Origin of the sequence: Photorhabdus sp. RM322S (genome assembly GCF_042879395.1) — a bacterium.
GTDB classification, from domain to species: Bacteria; Pseudomonadota; Gammaproteobacteria; order Enterobacterales; family Enterobacteriaceae; genus Photorhabdus; species Photorhabdus khanii.
This window is the reverse complement of the sequence record NZ_JBHFKW010000041.1, coordinates 1-12,117: the sequence shown is the minus strand read 5'-3', so window position 1 is coordinate 12,117 and position 12,117 is coordinate 1. Positions and strand designations below refer to the sequence as shown.

The following is a 12,117-nucleotide window of genomic DNA, read 5'->3' as shown; positions in this document are numbered from 1 at the left end:
TACTCGGTTTTCAACCAAGATGGGGTGCATCTATGCGACATCCCATTGAACGTTTACCAAATGTCGCGCCGCCAGTCGTTATCAGCGTTCTGGCTTTACTGGGCGCAGAGCGTGAATCTGGTGAAGGTGGTAGTTGCTTGCATCGGAAGAATGCTCTTTGTAATGCCGGTGATGTGGTTCTGGGTGCTAGTGGTGTGTCGCCTGGTAGATCCAGAACGCATCTCTGATGTGTCAGGGCTTTTTTCTCCAGACGTGATCGGGTGGGCCGTGTTTACACGCTCAGCTATGTACGGATACCACAACTTCTTCAAGCATCATATCTGCTCAAGAGTAAAGCAAGTAATACCAGAGCTACGAACAGTCACTGGGCCACTGTTTTTCTACCGAAACGAAATTGGAACGATATAGAGAGGAACCATGAACGTAACCAAGAAAATTCAATTACTGGCACTGGGGCTGTTTATGGCCGGTACAACCATCGCAGCACCAGAGGTGCTCAATGACGACGCAAAACTAAAGAACCTTGAGAAGGTGTGTCCTGATTGTGAGATGGTGGCAAAAGATGTACTCGACCTTCGGGTCCAGAATTGCCAGCTCAAAGATACATCAAGTGCGATGATGATAGGCACCATGCAAAATGATCCCATGTTTTCGTTTATGCTGGCGGTACACACGGCGGCTGGTACGGAAGCCTACAAAACAGTGGTAGGGGTCGCAGCCACCCATGTTGACTGTGAGAACCCGTTGAACTGGATCAAACTGACCCAGCAAGCAATTAAAGAAGGCAAGGTCTAATGAGTAAAAATGATTTCTTCTTTGGAGAGGTATATGAGGGGAGTGGTGGGGACACTCTACGACTGAGTGATATGGAGCCTTTGACCTGAAAAGTGTCATCAGAGTTTTTTACAGCACAACTGAATCGAATGCTGAAAGAGCATGGTGGCTGATTGACGATCAGCGATGAAACCTCTCACCCCAGCTTTTGGAGTTTCATTGACAAGGTTGCGACTGAACAGGTTGGTTTTGTGGAGATCTATGCCCGTCAAGACGTCAACGATAACGTTGAGGCAACACTGGCGTGTGACATCGTTTTGGTCAATGGCGTGATCACAGTTAAGCCGCACTGGTGTGCTTACAAAGACATCCGGGCTGATGAAGTGATTTCCACATTACTCGACTCGTACCTCTGCATTTGAAGGCTCTCCAGGATAAGGCCTACATCCTCTGGGATGATGGCAAAACTGAACCTCTACTGCAAAACGACTACCACCAAGCTGAGCTTGAGAAGGTGTTTAAGGTTTCCAAGTACCCATCAGCCATGACTTGGGGCGATACGACAGACCAGAAGGCCAACGAGTACAAGATAGACCTTGAGTGTGCTACGGATGTTGGCCGTCGTGGTGTTTCGTCAGAACAAGCATGGGATGCTTATCGAGAACTCCGACACAACAGGACGATGTGAAACAGGCGGCCATTGGCCGCTTCTGAACTTTCACATGTGAAAGTTTTTCTCCCTTCTTTTGCCGCTCCTCGAATAAACCTCCGCAAGGTGCCCAAAATGGGCCGTAACAGCACTGTGCCGACATTGCTCAATTAAGAGACGATTACTCCGTGATGACGACAAGTTATTTGGAGGGTCTATGTCCGCACAAACTCACATCAGAGAAAGCGAAAGTTCATCTGGCTCATTCGTCTCCTGGCAGTTCCTTGTCTGGCAGGTGATGTTCGCTATCGGTGTTGTTGCAGAGGTGAACCTGGAACACGCATTTAATTTTCTTGGTTAAGGGGAGAGGTCGTGAACGTTAATAAAGAGTTTTTTTGGTTTCTGATGAACGCGGTGCTGATGTGCATCTTCATCGTTCCCGTGGCGGTTGCGTTCTGGCTTTCGGCTTTTGCCGCAGGTTTTGATTGGGCTCAGTGGGTCAAGATTGCCTCCGAGGCGGTCAACGGAGCTGCAAACGATCCTGCCAAGGCTCTGGGCACTGTTCAGACCTACTGGGGCATTCTCAGCTTCTTCCTGCTGGCGGCGTACAGTTTCATGTTCCAGTTTAAAGCCAAAGCGAAGAAGGAGCAGGCCGCTCTGGCGAGTGTTCGCCCGGCCAATGAGGTTGGCGTTGTTACGTCGGAAAAAGACTCGGTGGTGGTTCCTCAAAATCAATAATCGATCCGGTAAACGTAAAAAGGGCGGTTCAGACCGCCTTTTTTTATTTGTCGCTGGAAGTGCCCGAAAAGGGCGCGAAGCCGTGGCAGAAAATCAGTGACCCTGAATGAGAATACAGGCCACTAGGAAAAGAAGAGGGTTGCTATGAAGCCTGTAAAGATACCGCGCCGGGTCGATGAGCCCCCGCATCTGCTGTTGTGGAGCGCAGATGAGTTGGCCCCAATGCTGTTGGGACTGACGATTGGGGTCATCATCGGTAAGGCCCTGATCTGCTTTCTGGGGGGGGGGTACTTGTAACCAACCTTTATCGCCGGTTCAGGGATAATCATCCGGATGGATACCTGCTCCACATGATCTACTGGGCCGGGTTCATCATGACCAAAGCCAAATCTCTCAAGAACCCGTTTGTCCGGAGGTATTTGCCTTGAACCTGAAAAATTATCTCAAGACCTGGGAAGGGACCCAAATAGAAAAAAAGTGGGGTCGAATCTTTCAGGGTGGTCTGATCGCTATCGTTTTCCTGCTGGTGATCCAGGTGTTCAGCAAGGAAACCATCGTCACTATCCAGCCGTTCACGCTGACGGAAGAAGCCTGGGTGACGAAAAGCAACGCCTCACAGTCGTATAAAGAGTCTTGGGGCTTCGCCTTTGCTCAACTCCTCGGGAACGTGACGCCCGGAACTGTGGATTTTGTTAAGGAACGGATCACTCCGCTTCTCTCCCCGAGCATCTATCAGGACGTGGTTGATGCAATCGAAATTCAAGCTCAACAGATCAAGAACGACCGCGTGACCATGCGGTTCGAGCCGCGTTTTGTTGAGTATGAGCCTAAGAGCGACAAGGTTTTTGTCTACGGATATTCCTATGTCAAAGGGGCTTCTTCTAACGAGGAGCGTAGCGAACGCTCCTACGAGTTTGCCATCAAGATTTCTAACTACGCGCCCGTGCTGGACTACATCGACACCTATGTAGGAAAGCCACGCACCAAAACTGTTTTGGTGCAACTCCAGCGCAAAGAAGAGAACCGGAGAAAGCATGAAGAACAACGCTAAACTTTCGCTCCTGGCGCTGTCCTTGGCGCTTGGAACATCATTGGCCTATGCCTCGGATGACATTCCAGTCGTCCCGGCAAGCGTTATGAAAAAGGACGTTCCTCCCCCTGTGACGTCGGGACAAAACTCCAATGAAGTCGCGGGTAGTGTGAATGAAAACCCCGTGTTGACGATGAAGCCCGGTGTGAACCAAATAATCCCAATTGCCATTGGTCATCCAAACCGTGTTGTCACGCCGTTCAGCAATCCGGAGATTGTCTCCACTTCGCTGACAGGAGCAGCCGATAACGGCCAATGCGGTGAGGTTTGCATCAAAGAGAACGTGGTCTATGTCGCTACGGATAAACAATACCCAGTGACTATGTTCATTACGGAAAGAGGTTCAGAAGCCCAAGCGCTAAGCCTGACGATGGTTCCTCGTCGTATTCCGCCGAGAGAAGTGTTTCTCAAGCTCGATGGTGGTGTAGGGATCACCGGTGCATTTGCTAATACCAAGGCGGAGACCTGGGAACAGAGTCAGCCTTATGTCGAAACAATCCGATCTGTGTTCCGAAAGATTGCCCTTGGCGAAGTCCCTCAGGGTTACACGCTGAACCGTATACCTGCCGGAGCTGCTGTGCCTAGCTGTTCCCATCCAGGGGTTAAGGTGGATTTCAGCAAGGGGCAATACATGATGGGTCATCACCTGAATGTGTTTATTGGTGTCGCACAAAACGTTTCTGACCAGCCTATCGAGTTCAAAGAAGCTCTGTGTGGAAGCTGGGACGTCGCTGCTGTCACTACGTGGCCGCTTAACGTGCTTGAGCCAGGCCATAAAACCGAACTCTATGTGGCTAAGAAGCAGAAGCGGGGAATCGCTCCTACGTCTAAGCGTCCGTCGCTATTAGGAGGTGGTCAATGATCAAAAGATTTTGGACCGAATTGGACCCGAAGAAAAAACGTTGGGTCTCAATAGCTGGTGGTGTTTTTGTTCTTTTTACTGTTGTGACGATGTTCTCTGGCGAGCCCAAGAAGGAAGAAAAACGTGGTAGGCAAGAAACTATCAAGCATGTCCTCACAGACAAAAATACCCGTGAAATCGGGATAGATTCATTGTCTGCGGATGTGAAAATGGTGTCTCGTGAGAACTCTGACCTTAAAAAGGAGTTGGAGAGAGTCAAGAAGGGGCTGGAGGAAACAAAGGATACTGCCGGTAAATCCAGCGATGTTGGCCGAGAGATTTCTCGCCTACGTCAGGACATTGATCGACTGACTCAGAAAAACATGGAACTGGCGAAGAAGGTTGAAACTGGCGCGGCTGGTGGCAAAACAGCTTCATCATCAGGGGATGTGCTAGATGATGTTACCGGCTCCTCTAGCGGTGATAGTCAATTTGTGGAGAAAAAGCTCGATTACAAAGATCCAGCATCTTTTTTCCGTGATGCGCCATTGCCGGACTCAAAGGGGGGAGCTCCTGCAACTGGCAAAGGTGATGGTCGTGACGCCACCAAGCCAGGTATCCAGATCGTAAGCTACTCACAGAAGGCACCAGAAGTTGAAGCGAAAGACGACAAGGATGATGAGTCCCTCTATCTGCCGTCTGGCTCCATCCTAACAGGTGTGCTTATCAATGGTATGGATGCGCCAACCTCTCAAGGTGCCCGTAGAGACCCTTTCCCTTCAACGCTTCGGATTCAGAAAGAAGCCATATTGCCCAATCGCTTCCGTGCGGATGTAAGAGAATGTTTCCTAATCGTTTCAGGCTATGGCGACCTTAGTTCGGAGCGAGCTTACCTACGCGGTGAGACATTCTCTTGTGTCCGGGAAGACGGGGGGGTAATCGAAGCGAGACTTGACTCTTATGCGGTAGGCGAGGATGGCAAGGCTGGTGTTCGTGGGCGCGTCGTATCGAAGCAAGGCCAGATCATCGCCAAGAGCTTGATGGCTGGATTCCTCGGTGGTGTATCTGAGGCCTTTGATGTCAATCCTGTGCCTGTTGTTAATACCAACCCTGACTCAAATACCCAGTATCAGTCTATTTTCTCTGGCCAGATGTTGCAGGGGGCCGCTGTGAAGGGAGCCAGTAAGGCCCTGAATCGTATCGCTCAATTCTACATCGACATGGCCGAAGGCATTTTCCCGGTCATCGAGGTCGATGCTGGCCGCCAAGTGGACATCATTGTGACCAAAGGCACCAAGCTACAAATTCGTTCCACTGGGGGCACTAAAAAATGAAAAATTTGAACATCTTGACCAGAAAGGGCAGTTCCAGAGGCAAGGCTCAAAAGGAACAGACAGTAAGATCCGCAAAGATGTTGGGGGTGGGCGCAGTGCTTCTTGTTCTGTCGGGCTGTTCCTCGCTCAACATCGGTAGCGATGAGTATAGCTGTCCGGGAATGCCGAGTGGTGTTCAGTGTATGTCAGCGCGAGATGTTTACGCCGCAACTAATGACGGAAATGTTCCTCGCCCCATGAAGCCTGAGGAAATCGAGGCCAAAGCGGAAGCGGATGGCGGAGGTTCCTCCGACGTTTCAGTGAACTCATCTAACTCCGGAGATTCGGTTATCGACAATTATGTCGCACCGCGTCTTCCGGATCGCCCAATTCCAATTCGCACACCGACGCAGGTTATGCGGATTTGGGTAGCTCCCTGGGAGGACACCAATGGTGATCTCATCGTGACAGGGTACGTCTACACCGAAATCGAACCGCGCAGGTGGGTGATTGGGGATGGCACACCACAAAGTGAGCCAGTTTTGAGACCGCTGCAAACGGTAACACACGAACCGAAGTCTGAAACAACCAAATAGGAGATGTTCTTGATGAACGCAAATCAGTTGACGAATAATGCCTCAAGTAAAAACAACACACTCTTCCTCTTCCTAGGGTTGATGGTGGTAGCCTTCCTGCTCGTGCCGGATCAGGCTCACGCTGGTACTGGTGGTACAGCGTTTGACGACGTATGGGTAACTCTCAAAGATTGGACCCAAGGTACTCTGGGTCGAATCGTTGCGGGTGCGATGATCCTGGTTGGCGTTGTTGGCGGTATCGCTCGCCAGAGCCTCATGGCGTTCGCTATGGGGATCGGTGGCGGTATGGGCCTGTACAATTCCCCGACCGTGGTGGAATCTATCATGTCTGCAACTCTGGAACATGCAGAGAAGGTCGTCCCGGCTGTTGTGCAACTCAGCAATGGTCTGGGGGTGTAAAAGACACCTTGCCGTTCGTGAACGGGTGATAAGGGCAGCCTAAGAAGCTGCCCTTATTTTTTGTGAAAAGTCTAGTCATAACAAATCTCAACTATTTCTTTATTTGCTCAAAAAGGGCACTTCCGCAGCCCATGTTTATGCACTCACTCCCGTAACCTCCAGCATTGGGTTCTTGTAACTCAAAACGAATGGAGAATGCGATGATCAATTTCAAGCCTAAAATTCCGGCTCTGCTGGGAGCTTTGGCGGTTCTTACCGCTGGTGCTGCTCATGCAGAATTGCTGGAATATACCTTTAAGGCTCCAGACGGTACGCAACGGTCTCTGCCTCCGAATGCCAACTATGCCAACCCGACAGGCAACGTTTCGTTTGCCTTGAGTGCCGGTATTGATCGAAAGGTCAGGATCTCGGTGCTTCGGACGGATGGGACAGTGGTTTCAACAGCGACCAGCCATCTTCTTGGGGCTACAGATCGCATCACTGTAGGTGGAAAGTCTTACTATGGTGCGGAACTTCAACTACCAGCTCCTGTTGCTGGTGCATATCTGGTCAGGGCGGAAATTCTTGCCTCTGATGGATCTACAGTCCAGACAGATGAATACCCTCTGACTGTCGATGTTACCCCTCCAACCTACACTTCGATTGCACCTGTTTACAGTAACTATGGACAGGTCACTAGCGGTGATATTTGGAAATTGGGTTTAGGTGGTTCTGAGGATAATGCTTTCTTGATGTCTGGCATTTCTGATGAATCTCCTATTAAAGGCGTCAAAGCAAAGCTGTATCGTCAAGATGGTTCACTCTACAAAGATGTGTCAGTTAACTACGATGATGCTAATGGACAAGCTAGACAGTCTTTCCAATCTGGATTTTTCCCTGCCTCTGACTTGGATGAAGTTTTTACACTTCAATTTGAGATAAGTGATAGTGCCGGGAATAGCTATCTTTCACCTCGCCAAAAGGTGATGTTTGATAGCATAACCAATGCACCGTCTTCACCTTTTGGTGTTTATGATCCATCCAGCACAAACAACTTGGGTCCTGGACTGTCGGGATTTGTTGCTTATACGGCTGGAATGACAGTTAAAACCAACCCGGTTAAGTTAGCTTGGCGGGTGCCGCGTGATAACTGGCATGAGCATAGAGAAGGTGGTATCAACATGGTCAACTACCTCGGGGAAATGACTAAGGCTGGTGAAGATAGTCAGTATGTCTATCTCGTTACCACATCTCCTTACGGAAATACAGATGGTAACTATTGGCGTTGGGTTAATTTCGGCCAATGGGGCGGTGGTGGTATAGCCTACAACTTAACATTGTCACCTTCTGCACCACAGAGTCCTAAATTGCTAGGCGTTGACTACAACTACAGTGATATTGGCTGGTCGAACATGTATCGCTATGGGGTGAATAATTCTGCACTCCCTATCACTGTTAGTAGTATGAAAGTAAAAGTTGAGCCAAGGCCATACGTCCAAATAGCAGAACATCGTGGCAGTTGTGAAATTCCAGCGGGGCAAGATAGCTGCGTCATTTCAAACAGCTTTGTGATGGAAAAGGGCACAACGGGATATGTTCACGATAACGTGAGTGTCTTCAACTCGGACAAATCACTGCGTTCTAACCCAATGTGGGCAGAAGTTAACTGGAACGATCAGCACTATCCTCAGCTCAATCAGCAATACGATCAAAAGAACAAGGTGTTTACCTTATTTGTCACTCAACCTGGGCGAGGTTCGTACTTTGATAGGCTACGCTTGAGAAGTGCGTGGATTGAAGATAGCAAAGGCAACAAGCTGGCTCCTACTGGTGGGTTAATCGCCAATAACTGGGAAAACTATACGTACCAGTGGGATCTCAAAACTCTTCCTGAGGGGCAATACAACCTTGTTGCCGCCGCAGAAGAAATGCACGGGCCTTTAACTCGACAACCCATGTTCCAGATCACGTCTGACAGGACTGCGCCAACGATGACCCTCAGTGTGTCTGATGGTTCGGCTATTCAGACTCTAGATGATGTTGTGATCACATTGTCTGATGCCATCGATCCTTCGCCTAAGTTGACGTCTATTACTCTTGTTGGAGGCCCAGCCAATGACAAGGTTCAATTGTCTTGGCGTGAAGAGTCGAAGGGACGGTTTCGTCTGGAGTACCCAGTAATGTTCCCATCTTTGAAGGAAGGGGAATCTTACACGTTGACAGTTATCGGCGAGGACACTCAAGGTAACTCGGTGCAAAAAGCCGTTGGCTTCGAGTACAAGCCTCGTCAGGTGATGCTGGCAGATGGTATGGACGGGAAAGTCATGATCCCCGCTGTTACTCATGAATTTGTTCATGCTGATGGCAAGCGGATCATCGAGACTAAACCGCTGACGCTCAGTGATGGTGCTGTCGTGACAGGCTCATACGACGTGTTTGCGACCCTCCGTTCTGATGCGAAAGTGCCGCTGGTGGTGAATGGTGTTCGTATCGAACCGGGTCAGACAATGGGGATCATGAGCCAACATGATTTCGGTGCGTCAGGTGGTCGTTTGAGTATTCCGGTTAAACCGGCTGTACCGGATGTGGTCGGCTCTTCCAACCTCCTTGTCATGACCTCTGCGCCGAACTCGCCCATCCTGGTTGTGGACATCAATACCTGGAAAGGGGCGGCCAAACTCTCTGCTGAGTCGTGGACAATTCGCCAGGTTATCGACCCGGTGAAAATCTATGCCTTGCCAGAATCAGGAGTTCCTTGCCGATTCACCACGAAAACGGATGTGGCTATGGCCGCAGACCCGATTCGTGACCCAGTGTGTTTGCTCCAGTGGGACAGAACTCCGGATGAGGCGGAACAAGCCACCCAGGACAACAACGGCATGAAAGTAGCTGGGCTGGTGGGGCAGGCTGTGAGTATTGGCGAACAACCTGTCGAATATAGCCTGTACCTGTTCAGTGGTGATGGCTCCAAGGTCAAGGTTGGTTCCGGCTCTCAGAATCTGACGGTAACTACAGCTTATGGTTCTGTTGGTTATTCCCCGATTGATGATATTGCTCAGGTGAATCGCGTCATTGAAGACTTTGATGTAAACCTCAAGCAGAGCAATGGGCCTGATTGTTCGATTACCCTTAGCGCAGACCGTGCGAAAAACGAGGCCGCGAACAAGGCTGTCGGGAGCGCGAGTCGCACCTGTCTGTTCGAGTGGCAGCAGATCCCCGATGGATTGGTCCAAGACCAGTTATCGGAATCGCCTTCGCTGTCAGGCTCTTTGGCTGAGAACGGTGATCACCCACTGGGTTGGCGGGTAAGTATTTTCACTCGCAATGGTACTCGGGTGACGTTGAACGATGAAACCTTCAATATCGAGGCTATTGATCCACCAGCTCCGACCGTTGAACTGTCCTCTGAGTACAACTTCAAAGACAACATCTACATGGTGCCGATGACAGGTAACTACCTGGGTGATGCCATTATCAACTCTGAGCGAGCTGATTTGGACATTGCCATCTCGCGCAACTCAGATGTTCTGGAGTCTGAAACCTTCACTCCGGGGTGGGGAGCTACCAACAAGGTATATCGTCGCATCAATACCGATGAGCGAGCTTTGTGGGAGGAAACCTCCTACAAAGTGAATGCTGCCTACAACAAAGTACCTGACGTGAAGACGGAGGTCGTCTACCGGGCTATATCAGCACCTTCTGATAGCATCCGGCCTATCGTTGAGGTTGAAGGTGATACCGCGATTGATACCCAGGCCTTACCTGTACGGGTTCTCATCCGTGATCAGTACAAACCTGACGGCGACTATGACGCGAACACGATGGGTGTATGGAAAGTCCGCCTGATCCAGCAAAAGGCCTATAACGAGACCGTGGCTCTCACTGACTATGTGAAAGCATCAAACGGTGAAGCTCAGTTCTCCATGGATTTGTCTGGTGTCGATACATCATCTGTCCGTATTGCGGCAGAGGCTGTTCTGGAAAGCCCTGTTGAAGGGTACAACAGAACTGAGTTGTCCATCAGACCGGCCTTCTTGACTGTTCTCCGTGGGGGGGCCATCGGAGCTGGAGTTCAGGCTCGTAAGTTGTCTGGTGAAGCGCCGTTCACCGCAATGTTCAAGTTGTCTCTGGACGACCGTCAGGACCTCCGGGCTACCGGTCAGGTCGTATGGGAAACCAGTAAGGACGACGGTAAAACTTGGGAGCAGTTCATCCCAGAAGATCGATACAAGTATCAGCTTGTGAAGACCTTCGACAAGGGTGAGTACCAGGTTCGCGCCAAGGTGGTGAACGTTAACTCTGGTGCGGAAAAGTACACCAAAGCTGTCAGCGTTGTTGCTTACGACAAACCTGACATTTCTGTTGTTGGACCGACCACGTTGTTTGTGGGCAGTGAAGGCAAGTACACCGCGAGCCTGACCTTAAACGATGAACCGATCTCTGGGGGCAACGCTGTTGTTGAGTGGTCCACTGACGGTGGCAAAACCTACTCGCAGACTGGTAACAGCATCACGCTTTCAAGTGATGAAGAAACCCGATACCGTCTGTGGGCACGAGTACGCTCCGCCTCGGCACCTGCTGATGATGGTTATGCCTATGAAGTGGCTAAGACGGCTGTTGACTTCCGAGCAGTGAAGGCTCCCCGTTCATACGTGAAAGGGCCGCGAGTCATCGAGACCGGCAAGAAGTACGTGTTTAAAGCTGAAACAAGCCTGCCTTATCGTGGGATGGACGTGAAGCTGAGCGGGTTCTTTACGTTGCCAGATGGCTCGATTGTTCAGGGTGATACCGCAGAGTACGTACCTTCGGATACCGATCTCAACCAGGCTACTGTAGAAACGAAGTACACCACCTGGATCGAAGGATACCGAGATCAGGGGGCGGAAGCTTCGCATAGCCTACGTTCCCGAGTCTGGCAGTATGTGTGGCCGAGCTTTGGTATGCAGCTCCGGAAGAGCGCGGACGTGGCTCCTGCCACGATCACTGCATCAGTGCGGCCAATTGCCTTCAACGGCAAGCTGGAAGAGCCGACCTATGACTGGGAGTTGCCGGAAGGTGTCGTGATTCAGGATAAGCGGCAGGATATTGTCCGTTCCTTCGTGATCAATGAGCCAGGTGACTACACCATCAAGGTGACAGTCCGTGATGCTCGCGGCCATGAAACAGTGGTCGAACAACAGATCAAGATCGGCCTGGCAGAACCCTACGCTATCGACCTGCAATACTCTGGCTCGAATAAATACGAGCGTGAGCCTCTGGACGTACTGTTGCGACCGTACATTTCGGGCGGCCACCCACGCGACCGTATTTCAACTCGTGTCTACTCGGTAGACGGAACTCCGTTGGATAGCAGCGGTTACTATGGCAGAGCCACTCTGGGCACTGGTGAGCACAGCATCAAGCTGAAAATAACCTCTGAGATGGGGTATGAAGCTGAGGGTGAGGTGAACATCAATGTGGCAGAGAACAAGTTGCCTGCATGTAGCCTGAGCTCAAGGGAGACTGTTGGTTCGTGGATTGTCTATGCGAACTGCGAAGATACCGATGGTCGTATGAAGTCCTATGAGTGGACTATTGCCGGTGAGTTGCAGAGCATCAGCTCTGATCGCGTCACTATCAGCAAGGGCACCTATGAAACGATGCCGACCATCTCTCTGGTCGGGGTCGATGATTCTGGTGGCAAATCCGAAGCTGTCACGATGAACTAAGGTTCATTCCTCCCAAAGCCCGATTTCAGA

At 50.6% G+C, this 12,117-nt stretch carries 11 protein-coding genes and 1 pseudogene; all 12 read left to right on the top strand.

What is annotated here, in order from left to right; translation table 11 throughout:
* Positions 1–32: 32 nt before the first annotated feature.
* The 12 genes and pseudogenes from ACGF63_RS18810 to ACGF63_RS18755 all read left to right on the top strand — a co-directional run bounded on the left by ACGF63_RS18810 (position 33) and on the right by ACGF63_RS18755 (position 12,087).
* Positions 33–227 (top strand): hypothetical protein, encoded by a 195-nt coding sequence (locus ACGF63_RS18810; RefSeq protein WP_387632645.1) that lies wholly within the window; start codon positions 33–35, stop codon positions 225–227.
* A gap of 190 nt (positions 228–417) precedes the next feature.
* Complete coding sequence (locus tag ACGF63_RS18805) at positions 418–795, top strand: hypothetical protein (protein ID WP_387632644.1); 378 nt, start codon at positions 418–420, stop codon at positions 793–795.
* Between the two features lie 152 nt (positions 796–947).
* Positions 948–1,196: a hypothetical protein gene (locus ACGF63_RS18800; protein WP_387632642.1), complete on the top strand. Its 249-nt coding sequence runs from the start codon at positions 948–950 to the stop codon at positions 1,194–1,196.
* Positions 1,197–1,640: 444 nt separating this feature from the next.
* The gene (locus ACGF63_RS18795) at positions 1,641–1,784 is read left to right on the top strand and encodes a hypothetical protein (RefSeq protein ID WP_387632640.1); all 144 of its coding nucleotides are present in this window, start codon (positions 1,641–1,643) and stop codon (positions 1,782–1,784) included.
* Between the two features lie 11 nt (positions 1,785–1,795).
* Positions 1,796–2,161 (top strand): hypothetical protein, encoded by a 366-nt coding sequence (locus ACGF63_RS18790; RefSeq protein WP_387632638.1) that lies wholly within the window; start codon positions 1,796–1,798, stop codon positions 2,159–2,161.
* A 144-nt stretch (positions 2,162–2,305) separates the two neighbouring features.
* Positions 2,306–2,589, top strand: a pseudogene (gene traL, locus ACGF63_RS18785) (type IV conjugative transfer system protein TraL).
* A complete protein-coding gene (locus ACGF63_RS18780) occupies positions 2,586–3,212 on the top strand; it encodes a TraE/TraK family type IV conjugative transfer system protein (protein ID WP_387632636.1) in 627 nt (208 codons plus the stop codon). Before traL ends, ACGF63_RS18780 begins: the two are co-directional and overlap by 4 nt.
* A gap of 109 nt (positions 3,213–3,321) precedes the next feature.
* Complete coding sequence (locus tag ACGF63_RS18775) at positions 3,322–4,113, top strand: type-F conjugative transfer system secretin TraK (protein WP_387632634.1); 792 nt, start codon at positions 3,322–3,324, stop codon at positions 4,111–4,113.
* Positions 4,113–5,426, top strand: a complete 1,314-nt coding sequence (locus tag ACGF63_RS18770) for a TraB/VirB10 family protein (protein ID WP_387632688.1) — start codon at positions 4,113–4,115, stop codon at positions 5,424–5,426. The genes ACGF63_RS18775 and ACGF63_RS18770 overlap by 1 nt, the downstream gene beginning before the upstream one ends.
* Positions 5,423–6,001: a type IV conjugative transfer system lipoprotein TraV gene (traV, locus tag ACGF63_RS18765; RefSeq protein ID WP_387632632.1), complete on the top strand. Its 579-nt coding sequence runs from the start codon at positions 5,423–5,425 to the stop codon at positions 5,999–6,001. Before ACGF63_RS18770 ends, traV begins: the two co-directional genes overlap by 4 nt.
* A gap of 81 nt (positions 6,002–6,082) precedes the next feature.
* Complete coding sequence (gene traA, locus ACGF63_RS18760; RefSeq protein ID WP_387632687.1) at positions 6,083–6,400, top strand: TraA family conjugative transfer protein; 318 nt, start codon at positions 6,083–6,085, stop codon at positions 6,398–6,400.
* 200 nt (positions 6,401–6,600) lie between these two features.
* Positions 6,601–12,087 (top strand): Ig-like domain-containing protein, encoded by a 5,487-nt coding sequence (locus ACGF63_RS18755; protein ID WP_387632630.1) that lies wholly within the window; start codon positions 6,601–6,603, stop codon positions 12,085–12,087.
* Positions 12,088–12,117 lie beyond the last annotated feature (30 nt).